16 protein-coding genes and 1 other RNA gene are annotated in these 16,683 nt (G+C 62.6%); 8 read left to right on the top strand and 9 right to left on the bottom strand.

Features of this window, described 5'->3' with window-relative positions; all coding sequences use genetic code 11:
- Positions 1-207 precede the first annotated feature (207 nt).
- From gcvH to V7773_RS19275, 8 genes are all read right to left on the bottom strand, one after another.
- Complete coding sequence (gene gcvH / locus V7773_RS19240; RefSeq protein WP_336074556.1) at positions 208-591, bottom strand: glycine cleavage system protein GcvH; 384 nt, start codon at positions 589-591, stop codon at positions 208-210.
- A 53-nt stretch (positions 592-644) separates the two neighbouring features.
- A complete protein-coding gene (gcvT, locus tag V7773_RS19245; protein WP_063323878.1) occupies positions 645-1,727 on the bottom strand; it encodes a glycine cleavage system aminomethyltransferase GcvT in 1,083 nt (360 codons plus the stop codon).
- Between the two features lie 155 nt (positions 1,728-1,882).
- Positions 1,883-3,499, bottom strand: coding sequence for an ABC transporter permease (locus tag V7773_RS19250; RefSeq protein WP_063323877.1), 1,617 nt, complete (start codon positions 3,497-3,499; stop codon positions 1,883-1,885).
- Positions 3,500-3,723: 224 nt separating this feature from the next.
- Complete coding sequence (locus V7773_RS19255) at positions 3,724-4,728, bottom strand: extracellular solute-binding protein (protein WP_336074559.1); 1,005 nt, start codon at positions 4,726-4,728, stop codon at positions 3,724-3,726.
- Between the two features lie 226 nt (positions 4,729-4,954).
- Positions 4,955-6,172, bottom strand: a complete 1,218-nt coding sequence (locus V7773_RS19260; protein WP_172898772.1) for a 2-octaprenyl-3-methyl-6-methoxy-1,4-benzoquinol hydroxylase — start codon at positions 6,170-6,172, stop codon at positions 4,955-4,957.
- A 67-nt stretch (positions 6,173-6,239) separates the two neighbouring features.
- Entirely contained in the window at positions 6,240-7,427 is a 1,188-nt protein-coding gene (ubiH, locus tag V7773_RS19265) for a 2-octaprenyl-6-methoxyphenyl hydroxylase (protein ID WP_336074562.1), read from the bottom strand.
- A complete protein-coding gene (pepP, locus tag V7773_RS19270) occupies positions 7,424-8,758 on the bottom strand; it encodes a Xaa-Pro aminopeptidase (protein ID WP_336074563.1) in 1,335 nt (444 codons plus the stop codon). Before pepP ends, ubiH begins: the two co-directional genes overlap by 4 nt.
- A gap of 25 nt (positions 8,759-8,783) precedes the next feature.
- Positions 8,784-9,338: a YecA/YgfB family protein gene (locus V7773_RS19275; protein ID WP_072342955.1), complete on the bottom strand. Its 555-nt coding sequence runs from the start codon at positions 9,336-9,338 to the stop codon at positions 8,784-8,786.
- Between the two features lie 129 nt (positions 9,339-9,467).
- Between V7773_RS19275 and V7773_RS19280 the strand changes: the two genes are divergently transcribed.
- The 4 genes from V7773_RS19280 to V7773_RS19295 all read left to right on the top strand — a co-directional run bounded on the left by V7773_RS19280 (position 9,468) and on the right by V7773_RS19295 (position 10,921).
- Positions 9,468-9,677 carry a TIGR02449 family protein gene (locus tag V7773_RS19280; protein ID WP_003177365.1) on the top strand — a complete coding sequence of 70 codons (210 nt, stop codon included), beginning with the start codon at positions 9,468-9,470 and terminating at the stop codon, positions 9,675-9,677.
- The gene (locus V7773_RS19285) at positions 9,674-9,991 is read left to right on the top strand and encodes a cell division protein ZapA (RefSeq protein ID WP_003177364.1); all 318 of its coding nucleotides are present in this window, start codon (positions 9,674-9,676) and stop codon (positions 9,989-9,991) included. Before V7773_RS19280 ends, V7773_RS19285 begins: the two co-directional genes overlap by 4 nt.
- 30 nt (positions 9,992-10,021) lie before the next feature.
- Positions 10,022-10,201: non-coding RNA, 6S RNA (ssrS, locus tag V7773_RS19290), on the top strand.
- A 114-nt stretch (positions 10,202-10,315) separates the two neighbouring features.
- Positions 10,316-10,921: a 5-formyltetrahydrofolate cyclo-ligase gene (locus V7773_RS19295; protein WP_336074564.1), complete on the top strand. Its 606-nt coding sequence runs from the start codon at positions 10,316-10,318 to the stop codon at positions 10,919-10,921.
- Between the two features lie 35 nt (positions 10,922-10,956).
- Here the strand turns inward: V7773_RS19295 and V7773_RS19300 are convergent, their stop codons facing one another.
- Positions 10,957-11,103, bottom strand: coding sequence for a hypothetical protein (locus V7773_RS19300; protein WP_336074566.1), 147 nt, complete (start codon positions 11,101-11,103; stop codon positions 10,957-10,959).
- A 194-nt stretch (positions 11,104-11,297) separates the two neighbouring features.
- On the opposite strand from V7773_RS19300, the gene V7773_RS19305 reads away from it, so the two are divergent.
- The 4 genes from V7773_RS19305 (at position 11,298) to V7773_RS19320 (ending at position 16,632) form a co-directional block, all read left to right on the top strand.
- A complete protein-coding gene (locus tag V7773_RS19305) occupies positions 11,298-11,747 on the top strand; it encodes an EVE domain-containing protein (protein WP_063323870.1) in 450 nt (149 codons plus the stop codon).
- An 81-nt stretch (positions 11,748-11,828) separates the two neighbouring features.
- Positions 11,829-12,794 (top strand): HlyD family secretion protein, encoded by a 966-nt coding sequence (locus tag V7773_RS19310; RefSeq protein WP_063323869.1) that lies wholly within the window; start codon positions 11,829-11,831, stop codon positions 12,792-12,794.
- Positions 12,791-15,514: a ribosome-associated ATPase/putative transporter RbbA gene (gene rbbA, locus V7773_RS19315; RefSeq protein ID WP_336074571.1), complete on the top strand. Its 2,724-nt coding sequence runs from the start codon at positions 12,791-12,793 to the stop codon at positions 15,512-15,514. Before V7773_RS19310 ends, rbbA begins: the two co-directional genes overlap by 4 nt.
- The gene (locus V7773_RS19320) at positions 15,514-16,632 is read left to right on the top strand and encodes an ABC transporter permease (RefSeq protein ID WP_063323867.1); all 1,119 of its coding nucleotides are present in this window, start codon (positions 15,514-15,516) and stop codon (positions 16,630-16,632) included. Before rbbA ends, V7773_RS19320 begins: the two co-directional genes overlap by 1 nt.
- Positions 16,633-16,683 lie beyond the last annotated feature (51 nt).

Here is a 16,683-nt window from a genome sequence, read left to right on the forward strand (position 1 = left end):
GCTCGCGAAGGCGTCAGCCCAGACAACCCGTGGATTGGCTTGAAGCTGATCGTCCCCACGCTCTGCGTGGGGATGCATCCCGTGACGCTCTGCGTCACATTTCAGAAGCGGAACGCGGAGCGTCCCTGGCGACATTCCCACGCAGGAGCGTGGGAACGATCGATCCACCGCTATCGCGAGCAAGCTCGCACACATGTGCAGTCGTCCTTATTCGCCGATAGCAGCCTTGTAGCCTGCCGCATCAAGCAACTTTCCCACCTCGGCCTTGTCGCTTGGCTTGAGCTTGAAGATCCAGGCGCCGTACGGATCGGAGTTCAGCAGCTCAGGCGAGGCGCTCAACTCTTCGTTGATCGCGATCACTTCACCCGCAATCGGGGAATAGATGTCGGAAGCAGCTTTGACCGACTCAACCACACCGGCCTGGTCACCTGCGCCAAAGACCTTACCGACTTCAGTCAGCTCGACAAAGACCACATCGCCCAGGGCTTCCTGCGCATGATCGCTGATGCCCACGGTGACGGTACCGTCAGCTTCCAGGCGTGCCCACTCATGGCTTTCGGCAAAACGCAGTTCGGCAGGGATATCACTCATATTCTGTGTCCTCAATAGAAAGTGTCAGCGGCCAGCGGCCCGCCGCAAAAAGGTTAGATCAGGGTTTTGCCATGGCGGACGAAGGTCGGCTTGACCACCCGTACCGGGTACCACTTACCACGAATTTCTACCTCGGCACGGTCGGCGGTTGCCATCGGAACACGTGCCAGGGCGATCGACTTGCTAAGCGTAGGAGAAAAACTACCACTGGTGATCTCCCCTTCGCCAACATTGGCGATGCGAACCACCTGATGGGCGCGCAAAACACCCCGCTCTTCCAGCACCAGCCCGACCAGTTTGTGCTGCACACCGCTGGCAAGCTCGGCTTCCAGCGCACTGCGCCCGATGAACGGACGGCTCGCCGGTTCCCAGGCGATGCTCCAGGCCATGTTCGAGGCCAGGGGCGAAACGTCTTGATTGATGTCCTGGCCGTAGAGGTTCATGCCGGCCTCCAGGCGCAAGGTATCGCGGGCGCCGAGGCCAATTGGCGAAATGCCGGCCCCTACCAGGTCGTTGAAGAAACTCGGGGCCTCCTGGGCAGGCAAGACGATTTCCAGGCCATCCTCGCCGGTGTAGCCGGTCCGGGCGATGAACCATTCGCCGTCGGCGCGCCCTTCGAAAGGCTTGAGTTGCTGGATGATTTGCCCACGCGGCTGCGTCACCAGTTCGGCAATCTTCTGCCGGGCCTGGGGGCCTTGGATCGCCAGCATCGCCAGTTCGGGGCGCTCATGCAGCTGCACGTCGTAGCCACCGAGTTGTGCCTGCATCCAGGCCAGATCCTGATCGCGAGTCGAGGCGTTGAAGACCAATCGATAACCGTCCTCGACACGGTAGATAATCATGTCGTCGACGATGCCGCCGCGCTCATTGAGCATCGCGCTGTACAGGGCACTGCCTGTGTCCTGCAAGCGATCGACGTCATTGGCCAGCAAACGCTGCAGCCAAACCTTGGCCTGGGGGCCGTCGACATCGATCACGGTCATGTGGGATACATCGAACACTCCGCAGTCGCGACGCACCTGATGGTGTTCTTCGACTTGCGAGCCGTAATGCAAAGGCATATCCCAACCGCCAAAATCGACCATCTTCGCGCCGAGGGCGAGATGAAGGTCATACAGAGGCGTACGCTGTCCCATGGGTTTCTCCTTCCGGGCTTGGCGAAGGTGCGGACGGGCACTGCATAGCGCGAACATCTGAAAAAAGGAGTTTTCTGACGTTCTCAGTTGCCCGGTCCGACAGACGGACCGCACCGAATGCCGCGCATTGTAGCCGCATGAGATGGGACTGGCACCTAGCTGTTTCGATGGGCCGAACGTCGTATCAATCCGATGACTGGCAACAACCCCACCAGTACCAACGTCAGCGCCGGCAGCGCGGCCCGGGCCCACTCCCCTTCGCTGGTCATCTCGAAGATCCGCACCGCCAGCGTGTCCCAGCCGAACGGACGCATCAGCAGCGTCGCGGGCATTTCCTTGAGCACGTCGACGAACACCAGCAACGCCGCGCTCAAAGTGCCGGGCAACAGCAAGGGCAGATACACTTTGAAAAACAGTCGTGGCCCACTGACCCCAAGGCTGCGTGCAGCCTCGGGCAAAGACGGACGAATGCGCGCCAGACTGCTCTCCAACGGACCGTAGGCCACCGCCAAAAAGCGCACCAGATACGCCAGCAACAACGCCGACAGGCTACCCAGCAACAACGGTTTGCCTGCCCCTCCGAGCCAGGTCGACAGCGGGATGACCAGCTCACGGTCCAGGTAGCTGAATGCAAGCATGATCGACACCGCGAGCACCGAACCGGGCAAGGCATAGCCCAGGTTCGCCAGGCCAACGCCGGCACGAATCGGACGGGTTGGCGCCAGCCGTCGGGCGAACGCCAGCAGCAAGGCCACGCAAACGGTGATCAGCGCGGCCAGGCCGCCCAGGTAGAGGGTGTGGACGATCAGCCCGGCATAACGTTCGTCCAGGTCGAAACGACCGCGTTGCCAGAACCACACCACCAATTGCAGCACCGGAATGACAAAGGCACAGGCGAACACCAGGAAACACCAACTGCTGGCTGCCGCGGCCTTCAGACCGCGCAACGTATACAAAGCCTTGGCTCGGGGACGTTCGTTACTGGCTCGGTGGGCACCACGAGCCCGGCGTTCGCCGTAGACCACCAGCATCACCGCCAGCAACAGCAGGCTGGCCAGTTGGGCAGCACTGGAGAGACTGAAAAAGCCATACCAGGTCTTGTAGATCGCGGTGGTAAAGGTGTCGAAGTTGAACACCGACACCGCGCCAAAATCCGCCAGGGTTTCCATCAGCGCCAACGCCACGCCCGCACCGATGGCCGGCCGGGCCATCGGCAGCGCCACGCGCCAGAAAGCCTGCCACGGCGACTGCCCGAGCACCCGCGCCGCTTCCATCAAGCCCTTGCCCTGGGCCAGGAATGCACTGCGCGCCAGCAGATAGACGTAAGGGTAAAAGACCAGCACCAGCACCAGGATCACCCCTCCGGTGGAACGGACCCGGGGCAGGCGCAGGCCGCTGCCGAACCATTCGCGCATGAGCGTCTGTACGGGGCCGGCAAAGTCCAGCAGGCCAACGAAGACAAACGCCAACACGTAGGCCGGAATCGCAAACGGCAGCATCAACGCCCAGTCGAGCCAGCGTCGCCCGGGGAACTCACACAGGCTGGTGAGCCAGGCGAGACTGACACCCAGCAACGTCACCCCGACACCCACGCCAAGGATCAACGTGAGGGTGTTGCCCAACAAGCGCGGCATTTGCGTATCCCACAGGTGGGACCATATCTGTTGGTCGATGCTCTGCCAGGACAACAGCAAGACGCTAAGGGGCAGCAGGACCAGCGCGGCGATGGCGAAGACCAGGGGATACCAGCGGCGTTGGACGGGGTGGGCCAAGGGGAGCTCTCGTTTAAATGATTGTGCCGCGCAATGTGTGCCCAAATATCATCGCTGACAAATTGCCCCTGTGGCGAGGGAGCTTGCTCCCGCTGGGCTACGAAGTAGCCCCAGGCCCTGGATCATGGCCCTTGAGATAGATCCCAGCAGATCTTCTGGGAGGGCTTCGCCCTCCAGCGGGAGCAAGCTCCCTCGCCACATCCCATCAGGAGCACAAGCTCGTCTTAATTCCAGCCAGCGCGATCCATCATGCGGATGGCTTCGGCCTGGCGTTTACCCGCGACTTCCACTGGCAGGGTATCGGCCTTGAACTTGCCCCAAGCCGCTACTTCCTTGGACGGCTCGACTTTCGGGTTGGCCGGGAATTCCTGGTTCACGTCGGCGAAGATACTCTGCGCTTGCGGCGTGGTCATCCACTCCACCAGCTTCTTCGCGGCGTCCGGATGCGGTGCATGCTTGGTCAAGCCAATCCCCGAGAGGTTGATGTGCACCCCACGGTCGGCCTGGTTCGGCCAGAACAGCTTCACCTTCAGGTCCGGCTTCTGCTGGTGCAGGCGGCCATAGTAATAGGTATTGACGATGCCGACGTCGCATTGCCCGGCGTTGATTGCCTCAAGCAGCGCGGTGTCATCGGAGAAGACGTCGGTGGACAGGTTCCGGACCCAGCCCTTGAGGATCTCCTCGGTTTTTTCCGCACCGTGGGTTTCGATCAGCGTGGCGGTCAGCGACTGGTTGTAGACCTTCTTCGAGGTCCGCAGGCACAGGCGGCCTTCCCACTCTTTGCCAGCCAGCGCTTCGTAGGTGGTCAATTCGCTGGGTTTGACCCGCTCGGTGGAGTAGACAATGGTTCGCGCCCGCAGGCTCAAGCCGGTCCAGGCGTGGGAAGAGGCGCGATATTGGGACGGGATGTTGGCGTCGATCACCGGCGACGTGAACGGCTGGAGAATGCCCATTTGCTCGGCCTGCCAGAGGTTGCCGGCGTCGACGGTGAGCAGCAGGTCGGCGGTGGCGTTCTCGCCTTCGGCCTTGATCCGCTGCATCAGCGGCGCTTCCTTGTCGGTGATGAACTTCACCGACACACCGGTCTTCTTGGTGTAGGCATCGAAGACCGGCTTGATCAGTTCGTCGATGCGCGAAGAGTAGACCACCACCTCATCGGCGGCCTGTACGGCAGTGGAGCCGATCAGGGTCAAGGCGAGGGCGGACAGCAGGCGCTTGGTTGCCAACATGGTAGCGGTCTCTGGATTGTGAACGAAGCGCAAATGATAAGGACTCACATTTGGCAACTCAATCGAACAGTGGGTGGACACATTTCCAAATGTTGCAACTTTGAGATGCGCAGTGTTTTGCGTCCGTCATCGCGGGCAAGCCTTGCTCCCACAAAGCTCGTCCCAAGTTGCACACCTGTGGGAGCAAGGCTTGCCCGCGACAGGGCCATAAGCCCCAACCCACATCTCAGGCCTTGGCCAGATCCGGCAAATCCCCAATCAACCCCAGCGCCTCGCGCACGAACAACGCCTTGGCCTCAGGCATGCGGTCTACCAGTTTCAGCCCGGTGTTACGCAACCAGCGCACGGGTAATGGATCGGCCTGGAACAACCGCTCGAAACCTTCCATCGCCGCCATCAACGCCAGGTTATGGGGCATGCGTCGCCGCTCGTAGCGGCTCAGCACCTTCACGTCCGCCAGTCGTTCGCCACGCCCGGCCGCCTGCAACAGCACTTCGGCCAGCACGGCGGCGTCGAGGAAGCCCAGGTTCACGCCCTGCCCGGCCAACGGATGAATGGTATGGGCCGCGTCGCCGATCAGCGCCAGCCCTTCGGCCACATAGCGCTTGGCATGTCGTTGGCGCAGCGGCACGCACAGGCGTGGGTCGGCACTCAGTACCGTACCGAGCTGGCCTTCAAAGGCTCGTTCCAGTTCGCTGCAGAATTCAGTTTCATCGAGCGCCATCAAGCGCTGCGCTTCACCGGGGGTGGTGGACCAGACAATCGAGCACCAATCGTGCTGACCGTCACGCTCAAGTGGCAGGAACGCCAGCGGACCGTTGTCGGTGAAACGCTGCCAGGCCGTCATTCGATGCGGCCGAGCGCTGCGCACGCTGGTGACGATGGCGTGGTGCAGGTAATCCCATTCGCGCGTGGCAACGCCAGTCAGGCGGCGCACTGCGGAATTCGCGCCGTCAGCCGCGATGACCAGGGGCGCGCGCAACGTGCGGCCATCGGCCAAGGTCAGCAGCCAGTCGTCACCGGAACGACGCATCTGCTCCAGCCGGGCATTGGCCAGCAGGCCCAGGTCGCAGTCATGCAGTCGGTCCAGCAAGGCATCCTGCACAACGCGGTTTTCAACGATGTGCCCAAGCGCCTCGGCGTGCAGGCTGGCGGCCGAGAAATGGATCTGCCCGGTGCCGCTGCCGTCCCAGACGTGCATGTCGGTATAGGGGCTGGCGCGTCGGGCGGTGATGCCGTCCCAGACACCCAAGCGATCGAGGATCCGCTGGCTGGCCGTCGACAAGGCACTGACTCGGGGCTCGAACGCGGCCTGGGGATCGAAGGGTTTGACGCTCATCGGGCTGCCGTCGAGCAACAGCACTTGCAGGCCACTGCCCTGCAACGCCAGCGCCAGGGCGCTGCCGACCATACCGGCGCCGACAATCAGCAGATCTGCACGCAATTCCATGCTCTAAGCCTGTTTTGCTGGCGACATCGGTCGCCCTTGAAAAGAAATGACAGCCCCGGCCTCAAGCATCGGGACGTGTCCCCAGCCCCATGGCCTGACGGGCGAACCAACGCTTGGCCGGCGGCAGCAAGTCGAGGCCCAACAGGCCGAGGTTACGGCCCAGGGACACCAACGGCAGGTTGCTGGCGAACAGCCGCGTGACTTGGTCGGAGAAGCCCACGGTCAGGACCTGATCCATTCGCTGGCGCTCGCGATAGGCTTGCAACACGGCAAAATCCCCTGGCTCGCTTTCACTGTCGAGCAGGGCATCGGCAAGGGCCTGGGCATCACGCAGGGACAAGTTGAACCCCTGCCCGGCAATCGGGTGCAGGCTGTGGGCGGCGTTGCCCAGGATCGCCAGGTGCGGACGGACCTGTTCTTCGGCCTCCACCAGCGCCAGCGGGTACAGATGTCGCACGCCCACCTGTTTCAGGGTGCCCAGGCGATAACCGAACACGCCCTGCAACTCGCTGAGGAAACTGCGCTCGTCGAGGGCCGCCAGCCGTTGTGCGTCCATGCCCTGGCGGGTCCAGACCAGCGCGCAACGATTCTCCGGCAGCGGCAACAAGGCCATCGGGCCGTCATCGGTGAAACGTTCGAAAGCCATGCCATTGTGGGCTTCGCTGGGGGTGATGTTGGCGATCAAGGCACTCTGGTCGTAGGGTCGACTGCGCACGCCGATACCCAACTGCTCACGCAGGCCGGAGCGGCCGCCATCGGCCAGTACGGCAAGGTCGCATTCCAGGGTGGTTTCGTCGTCGAGGGTCAGGCGATAACCGCCGACCAGCGGCTCCATGCGGGTGACCTGCGCCGGGCAGCGCCAACTGACCACCTCAGGGTCCAGGCCTTGCCACAGGCACTGGCCGAGCCAGGCGTTTTCCACCACGTAGCCCAGCGCCGGCACGCCCTCCTCCATAGCCGACAGACGCGCCGTGGAAAACCGCCCGCGGTCGGATACATGGATCTGTTTGATCGGTTCGGCGCGGCGGGAAATCTCCTGCCAGACACCCAAGCGTTGATAAATCTGCCGGGCACCGTAGGACAATGCCGAGGACCGGGCGTCGTAGCTCGGCTGCCAGGCGTTGCCGGGAGCGAAGGGCTCGATCAGCATGATCTTCCAGCCCCGGGCCTTGGCACCGGCCTGCAGGGCCAGCGCCAGGCTCGCGCCGACCAGGCCGCCGCCAACGATCGCCAGATTGACCCGGCTCATGCCGCTTGCGTCCGGGCAGCGGCCATCAGGGCCTCGATGTCGGCGACCGTCTTCGGCACGCCGTGGCTCAGGATTTCACAACCGGTTCTGGTCACTACCACGTCATCCTCGATGCGCACGCCAATGCCGCGCCATTTTTTCGCTACGCTGCGGTTGTTCGGGCTGATGTAGATGCCCGGCTCCACCGTCAGCGTCATGCCGACCTCAAGCACCCGCCACTCGCCACCAACGCGGTATTCACCCACGTCATGCACGTCCATGCCCAGCCAGTGGCCAGCGCGATGCATGTAGAACGCCCGGTAGGCTTCGCTGGCGATCAACGCATCCACCTCACCCTCCAGCAGCCCAAGGCGCACCAGCCCCTCTGTAATCACCCGCACCGTCGCTTCGTGGGCCTGGTTCCAGTGTTTGTCCGGCGCGATCTGGGCAAACGCGGCTTCCTGGGCAGCCAGCACCACTTCGTAGATCGCCTTCTGCTCGGGTGAAAACTTGCCACTGACCGGCCAGGTACGGGTGATATCGCTGGCGTAGCAGTCGATTTCACAGCCGGCGTCGATCAGCACCAAGTCGCCGTCCTTGAGCAGCGCGTCGTTCTGCTGGTAGTGCAGGATGCAGCTGTTGCGCCCCGCCGCGACGATCGAGCCATAGGCCGGCATTTTTGCCCCACCCTTGCGAAACTCATAGTCCAGCTCGGCTTCCAGGCTGAACTCATGCAGCCCCGGACGCGCCGCCTGCATCGCCCGAATGTGCGCCTGGGCGGAAATCCGCGCCGCTTCGCGCATCACTTTCACTTCTGCCGCCGATTTATACAGGCGCATGTCATGCAGCAAGTGATCCAGGGCAACGAATTCGTTCGGCGGCTGGGCGCCGAGGTGGGCCTTGGAGCGAATCACGTTGATCCACTCCATCAGGTGCCGGTCGAATTCCGGGTTGCTGCCCATGGCCGAATACACCCGGTCGCGCCCTTCGATCAGGCCCGGCAGGATGTCGTCGATATCGGTGATGGGAAACGCGTCGTCGGCACCGTAGTCACGGATCGCCCCTTCCTGGCCGGCGCGCAGGCCATCCCACAACTCACGTTCGGCGTTGCGCTCGCGGCAAAAGAGGATGTATTCGCCATGGGCGCGGCCCGGCATCAGCACCAGCACCGCTTGCGGCTCGGGAAAGCCGCTGAGGTACTGGAAGTCGCTGTCCTGGCGGTAGACGTGCTCGACGTCGCGGTTGCGGATCGCAATAGCGGCGGCGGGCAGGATTGCGATGCTGTTGGGTTCCATCTGCGCCATCAGGGCCTTGCGGCGACGGCTGTATTCCGATTTCGGGATATGAATCATGGGCAGACGGTGTTCCCTCTAAAAATTAATGCAAGGACGGCTTGGCGGCCGCTGCATCGGTTTTCTTGGTCTCGGTGAACAGCAGCAATGGCGCGACCCGCAGGTACTCCATCACTTCCATGTAGTCGCTTTCGCCGTCATCGGATTCTTCCAGGGCATCCTGGACCTGGGAGATCGCGGCCAAGTCCTGCAACACCTCCTTGGCCTCTTCGCTCAAGGCGTATTCGCGGCGGGTCAGGCCGAAGCCGGCGAGGAAGCCCTGGCACCACTGGCCCAGAGCAGCGGCGCGTTCAGCCAAGGGGGCGTCGTCAGTGGGCAGCAGCAGGACGACGGTCATGTCGTCACTGGTCAGCTCGCCCTTGACCATTTCCTGCAGGCCGATCAGCGCGTTGCGGACGTTGTCCGCCGGCTCGCCTTCCAGCAGTTCTGCGGCGTCAGCCAACCAGCCGTCGGCATCGAACCCGGCGCCGGCGCAACTGCGGCCGAGCAACAGGCCATGCAGTTCGGCAGGCGAGACAGGATGGCCACTGGTGCTCAGCAGGGTGGCGAATGCTTGATACGGGGAATTCTGAATGGGCATGGGCAGCTAGGCGCCAGACGGCGCTATGTCTAGAATGGAGGCCTTGTATCCTACATCGACAGACTCGCCAAGACTATCAGAGGCTGTGCGACTCATACCCTCCATCAGACACAATCTTCAGTGGACACAATGGAAGACACCGACCTGCAAGCGCTGATGGCCAGACTCGAACTGCTAATTGACCGGGTCGAGCAACTTAAGAGCCAAAACGGACTCCTATTAGCTCAGGAAAAAACCTGGCGCGAGGAACGCGCGCACCTCATTGAAAAAAACGAAATCGCCCGGCGTAAGGTCGAATCGATGATTTCGCGCCTCAAGGCCCTGGAGCAAGACTCATGAGTTCAAGCAATAGCGTTACCGTGCAGATACTCGACAAAGAATATTCGATCATCTGCCCCCAGGAAGAGCGTAGCAACCTGGTGAGCGCCGCCCGTTACCTGGATGGCAAGATGCGCGAGATCCGCAGCAGCGGCAAAGTCATCGGCGCCGACCGCATCGCCGTAATGGCCGCCTTGAACATCACCCACGACCTGCTGCATCGCCAGGATACGCCGGACCTGCAGGTCAGCGGCTCAACCCGTGAACAGGTGCGCGACCTGCTCGACCGGGTGGATCTGGTGCTCGCCACCGATCCAGACGTCAGCAAGGGCTGATTCGCGAGGCTGCCTGGGGTATACTCGCCTCACTCCCTGGGGTGCTTGCCAGTTGGTGATGTCCCTGAGCCGATACGCACAACCACGGGGGTTGCACGTTGGGGCCGGTGTGCATGTCCGCTTGACGGAAAGCCTTAACGCCCCCTGCAACTTCCACCTTGAACTTTCGGGTTCAAGGGCTAAGCCGACAGCGGTTCATCCGGGGAGCCTGACTCCAGGCAATGCCAGTCCATATGGACTGGCATTGTCGTTTCTGGCGCAGGCATTTCTGAGCAGCCTGTTTTGCGGTTACGCTGTGGCATCGCCACTGCGTGAAGCATTGATATGACCGAACCTGCGCTGCTGCCCCGCCCGCAACTTCGACGCCTGCTGCGCCAGGCCCGTCGCGCCCTGACGCCCGCCCAGCAACGGCAAGCCGCCCACGGGCTGTTCAAGCAACTGGCCCAGCATCCGCTGTTTCGCCGTGCGCAGCACATCGCCCTCTACCTGCCCAACGACGGCGAGATCGATCCGCGCCTGCTGCTGCGCGAAGCCCAACGCCGGGGCAAGGCCACTTACCTGCCTGTGCTCAGCCCATGGCCGCAGACCAAGATGGTGTTCCAGCGCATCCACCCCGGCGAAAAAATGCAACCCAACCGGTTTCGTATTCCTGAGCCGCGCAAGAACATCGCCCGGCAACGCAAGGTCTGGACGCTGGACCTGGTGTTGTTGCCATTGGTGGGGTTTGACGATGCGGGTGGTCGACTGGGCATGGGCGGCGGCTTTTATGACCGCAGCCTGGCGTATCTGGCGCGACGCAAGCAGTGGCGCAAGCCAACGCTGCTGGGGCTGGCCCATGAATGCCAGAAAGTCGAACGATTGGTGCAGGCAAGCTGGGACGTACCGCTGCAGGGAACGGTCAGCGACAGGCATTGGTATATCGCGGGGTAGACGCCGCGATCATCAGCGGCGCCAGGAAAGCGGGTTCAGCGTTTGAACGATGCCGCGGGTTGGGTGATTTCCACCGGCGCGCCGGTCTTGTTGGCCCACAGGCTTTGGGCGTAACCCGTGGTCACGACACCCAGACCGAACAGAATGACCAGGATCCACAACAAATCCGGTTTGCGTTTCATCGATTGCCCCCCTCAAGGCATATCACACACGATGACAGCAGCGGTTTTCTTATTGGCCGTGCAGCAGCGTCAAGCTTGGAAGGCCGGCATTTTGCGGCAACCGGCCCCGACACGCAAACTCTGGCGTCAACCGACTGTCGGTTTGTCATAAAATCGCTGAACTATTTTTTCAACACCGCCAAGGAGTAGCAATCATGGCCTATTGGCTGATGAAATCCGAGCCCGACGAATTATCCATCCAAGGCTTGGAAAAGCTCGGCCAGGCACGCTGGGACGGGGTTCGCAACTACCAGGCGCGTAACTTTCTGCGAACCATGGCGGTGGGCGACATGTTCTTTTTCTATCACTCCAGTTGCCCCGAGCCAGGCATTGCCGGGATCGGCCGGATTGTCCGTGCGGCCTACCCTGACCCAACGGCGCTGGAACCCGACAGCCATTACTTCGACCCCAAGGCCTGCCTGGACAAAAACCCCTGGACCGCGATCGACGTGGCCCATGTCGAAACGTTTCCCCACGTGCTGAAGCTCGATTACCTCAAGCAACAGACCGCCCTGGCTGAAATGCCACTGGTGCAAAAAGGCTCGCGACTGTCGGTGATGCCCGTTACACCCGAACAATGGGCAGCGGTCATGGCGCTGCGCTGATCGCCAATGAGTTGATGGATATCAAACGGGGTCGTTCGCTGATCTGGCAGACTTCGATGCTATAGCCGCAGGATGCCGGACATGTCGACAAACCATCGTACTTCTCGCTTTTTTGCCCTCGCCTTGATGACTGTTTTGCTGGCCGCCGGCGGTTTCGGCTATTGGAAATCGCGCCACGATCGCCTGCCGGAAGGCTTGAGCATGGGCAACGGTCGCCTTGAGGCCACCGAGGTCCAGATTGCCAGCAAAACCCCCGGACGCCTGGCCGAAGTTCAGGTCGACGAAGGCGACAACGTCATCAAGGGCCAGGTGCTGGCGCGCATGGACACCCGCACCCTGGAGGCTCAGCGCAACCAGGCCGAGGCCGAAGTCGTGCGGGCCCGGCAGAACCTTGCTGCCACCGAAGCCAACGTGCAGTTGCGCCAGAGCGAACAATTGCTCGCTCACCAGGAGCTCAAGCGGACCCAGGAACTGTTCAAGCGCGGTTACGCCAGCGGCCAGGTCATCGACCAGCAACAAGCCCGCGTCGACACCGCCAATGCCGCGGTCAACGCCGCCCGGGCCCAGGTATCGGCGGCGAATGCGGCCATCGGCGCGACCCTGGCCCAAGTGGCCCAACTCACCAGTGAAATAGATGACAGCACGTTGCGGGCACCGCTCGACGGCGTGATCCAGTTGCGCCTGGCCGAGCCAGGTGAAGTGCTGGGCGCCGGCGGTCGAGTGTTGCTGATGATCGATCCGAACGACCAATACATGAACCTCTACCTGCCGGCGTCGGTGGCGGGGAAACTGGCGGTAGGCGATGAAGCGCGACTGTTGCTCGACGCTCTGCCCGAGCGACCTCTGCCCGCTAAGGTCAGTTTCGTCGCGGCCAAGTCCCAGTTCACCCCGAAAGAAGTCGAAACCCGTGATGAGCGCCAGAAACTGGTGTTCCGCGTCAAAGTACGCCTGACCCGCCCCGGCGAAGTGCCCCAGGCCAAACCCGGCATGCCAGGTGCCGGCTATGTACGCACCGCCCCCATCGACTGGCCGGCCAACTTGCAATGAGCGCCCCCGCCGGCGAGGCATTGCGCGCCTCGGGCCTGGAACACCGCTACGGCCAGCAGGTGGCGCTGAGCGATATCGCCTTCAGCCTGCCCGCCGGCACTCGCTGCGGTCTGATCGGTCCGGACGGTGCCGGCAAATCGAGCCTGCTGGGGCTGATTGCCGGAGTGAAGAAACTCCAGCACGGCCAACTGGACGTACTCGGCGCCTCGATTGACGACCGACGCCATCGCAACACCCTCTACCGACGCATTGCCTTCATGCCCCAAGGGTTGGGGGGCAACCTTTACCCGGACCTGTCGATACGCGAGAACATTCGCTTCTTCGGCACGCTGTTCGGGTTATCCCGGGCAGACTGCGAACAGCGCATGGGCACATTGCTGCTGGCCACCGATCTGCAGCGTTTTGCCGATCGCCCGGCGGGCAAACTGTCCGGCGGCATGAAACAGAAGCTCGGCCTGTGTTGCGCACTGATCCATGAACCGGACCTGCTGATTCTCGACGAGCCCACCACCGGCGTGGACCCGCTGTCCCGGCGTCGCTTCTGGGAACTGATAGAAGACGTGCGTCGGCAACGCCCGCAACTGACCCTCCTGGTCGCCACCGCGTACATGGAAGAGGCCGAACAATTCGAGCATTGCCTGATGCTCGACAACGGTCGCTTGATCGCCAAGGGTTTGAGTGCCGAGCTGGCTACAGTCACGCCAGACGGCAAGCTCGACTCGGCCTTCACCCATTTCCAGGGCGACAGCGGCCGCGATGTCGAGCCGCTGGTGATCCCCCCCAGGAGCGCCAACACCGCCGACATTGCCATCGAAGCCCACGACCTCACCTTGCGCTTCGGTGATTTCACCGCCGTCGACAAGGTCAGTTTCGCGATTGGTCGCGGTGAGATCTTCGGGTTCCTGGGTTCCAACGGCTGCGGCAAGACCACCACCATGAAGGTGCTGACCGGGCTGATCCCCGCCAGCGAAGGCAGTGCCCGGCTACTGGGCAACCCGGTCAACGCCAAGGACCTCGCCACCCGCAAGCGGGTGGGTTTCATGTCCCAGAGCTTTTCGCTGTACGGCGAACTGAGTGCGCGCCAGAACCTGGAACTGCACGCCAAGCTCTTCGACCTGCCCACGACGGACAGTCGCCAGCGCATCGACGAACTGATCCAGCGCTTCAATCTCCAAGCGCTGGCGGACCAGCCTTCCGGCGCCCTGCCACTGGGCCTGCGCCAGCGTTTGTCCCTGGCGGTGGCGGTGTTGCATCGCCCGGAAGTGCTGATCCTCGATGAACCGACCTCGGGTGTCGACCCGGCTGCGCGGGATGATTTCTGGCGGCTGCTGATTGAGCTGTCTCGCGAACAGGGCGTGACGATTTTTCTTTCCACGCACTTCATGAACGAGGCCCAGCGCTGCGATCGTATTTCGCTGATGCACGCCGGCAAGGTCCTGGCTTGTGACACGCCGGCAGCCTTGCAGGCGCAGTTCAACGGCCAGACGCTGGAAGCCGCGTTCGTCACCTGCCTGGAGAAAGCCCAGGGCGAGACGCAGCAAGACGCCGCCCCCGTGCCCCTCGACAGTGCCGACGCCCCCCGGGACCGGCGCGGCCTGAGCCTCGGTCGCCTGTGGGCCGTCGCCAGCCGGGAAGGCAAGGAGCTGCTGCGCGACAAGGTGCGGATGGCATTTGCCTTGCTGGGCGCCTTGTTCATGATGGTGGTCTTCGGCTTCGGTATTTCCCTCGATGTGGAGAAACTGGCCTTCGCCGTGTTTGACCAGGATCAGAGCCCGCAAAGCCGTGCCTACCTGGAAGCGTTCCGTAGCTCGCGCTACTTCGAGGAGCAACCGATCATCAGCGACGCGAAGGAGCTGCATCGACGCTTGCAGCGCTCGGAGATCAAGCTGGCCCTGGAAATCCCCCCCGGTTTCGGGCGTGACCTTTACGCCGGCCGTCAACCGACGGTGGGCGCCTGGCTGGACGGCGGCATACCGTTTCGAGCCGAGACCAGTCGCAACTACGTCCAGGCCGTGCACCAGGCCAACCTTGAGCAACTGGCTGAACTCAGCAGCCGCGCGCCCAACCGGCAACCCGGCGCAACGCTGGAAACGCGCTTTCGTTACAACCAGGACGTGGTCAGCGTCAACGCCATCGGGCCTGGGGTCATGGCGCTGATCCTGGCGTTCATTCCGGCCATGTTGACGGCGCTGGGCATCGTGCGGGAGAAGGAGCTGGGCTCGATCACCAACTTCTACGCCACGCCACTGACCCGACTGGAGTTCCTGCTGGGCAAACAAGTGCCCTACCTGGCGGTCAGCCTGATCAACCTCGCCCTGCTGGCAGCGATGAACCGCTGGCTGTTCGGTGTGCCGTTCAAGGGCAGCGGCCTGACGCTGGCGATCGGCGGCCTGCTCTATGTACTGGCGACCACCAGCATGGGGCTGCTGATCTCGGCGTTCACCCGCACCCAGATCGCGGCGATCCTCGGCACCATGATCATCACCAGCCTGCCGACCATCCAGTTTTCGGGGTTGATCGTGCCGCGTTCGTCCCTGGAAGGTGCCGCTGCGGTGATGGGCCAGTTGTTTCCCGCCGGTTACTTCCTGGATATCGCCGTCGGCACCTTCACCAAGGCCCTGGACCTGCGCCAGCTATGGCCGCAATGCCTGGCGCTGGGCGGTTTTTTCCTGGGCTTCACCGGGCTCAGCCTGATCATGCTGAAAAAGCAGGAGGCCTGATGCACACGCTTTCACATATCTGGCGTCTGGGGCTCAAGGAACTGACCAGCCTGCGATACGACTCCGTCCTGCTGCTGTTTTTGGGCTACGCCTTCACCGTGGCGATCTATATGCCGGCCGCAGGTTCGGTAATCGGCGTCCACAACGCCAGTGTTGCAATAGTGGACGAAGACCAGAGCCATCTTTCGCGCCAATTGGCCCAGCTCCTGCAACCGCCGGAGTTCCAGAACCCGGTGGCCTTGCCCTATGCTGAACTGGACAAGGTCATGGACAGTGGCCGCTACACCTTTGTCATCAACGTGCCCGCCAACTTCCAGGCCGACCTGCTCGCTGGGCGCGAACCGACGCTGCAACTCAACGTCGACGCCACGGCCATGAGCCAGGCGTTCATGGGCGCCGGCTACATCGGACGGATTTTCCAACAGGAACTGACCACCTACGCCGGCCAGGCACAAACGAGCGAAGCAACGCCCGTGAGGCTGACCACGCGTTCGCTGTTCAATACCAATCTGGAAGGTGGCTGGTTCCTGGCGGTGATCCAGATCGTCAACAACATCACGATCCTGGCCATCATCCTGACGGGGACCGCGCTGCTGCGCGAGCGCGAGCACGGCACCCTCGACCACTTGCTGGTGCTGCCGCTGACGGCATTGGAAATCATGCTGGCGAAAATCTGGAGCAACCTGCTGGTGGTGGTGCTGTGCACCTGGGCATCGCTGGAAATCATCGTCAAGTTCGCCTTGGGGGTTCCACTCGCCGGCTCCATGGTGCTCTTCCTGCTGGTGACCGCACTCTACCTGTTCGCCAGCACCTCACTGGGCATCTTCCTCGCCACCCTCGCCCGTTCGACGCCGCAATTCGGCCTGCTGGCGATCCCGGTTATCATTCCGATGCTGCTGTTGTCGGGCGGCAGTACACCGCTGGACAGCATGCCGCAATGGTTGCAATGGGTGATGCAAGGCTCGCCCTCGACGCATTACGTCAGCCTCAGCGCGGCGATCCTGTTCCGAGATGCCGGCCCTGGGGTGATCTGGCCGGACCTGCTGGCACTGGCGGCCATCGGACTTTTGTTCTTTGCAATCGCCCTGGCCCGGTTTCGGAAGAGCCTGGCGTCTTGACGAAAAAAAGCAGCCTTGGGCAGCGCCAGGAGATCCGGGCACTGCCAAAGG

The organism is Pseudomonas sp. 3JA, from assembly GCF_036961705.1.
GTDB classification, from domain to species: domain Bacteria; phylum Pseudomonadota; class Gammaproteobacteria; order Pseudomonadales; family Pseudomonadaceae; genus Aquipseudomonas; species Aquipseudomonas fluorescens_Q.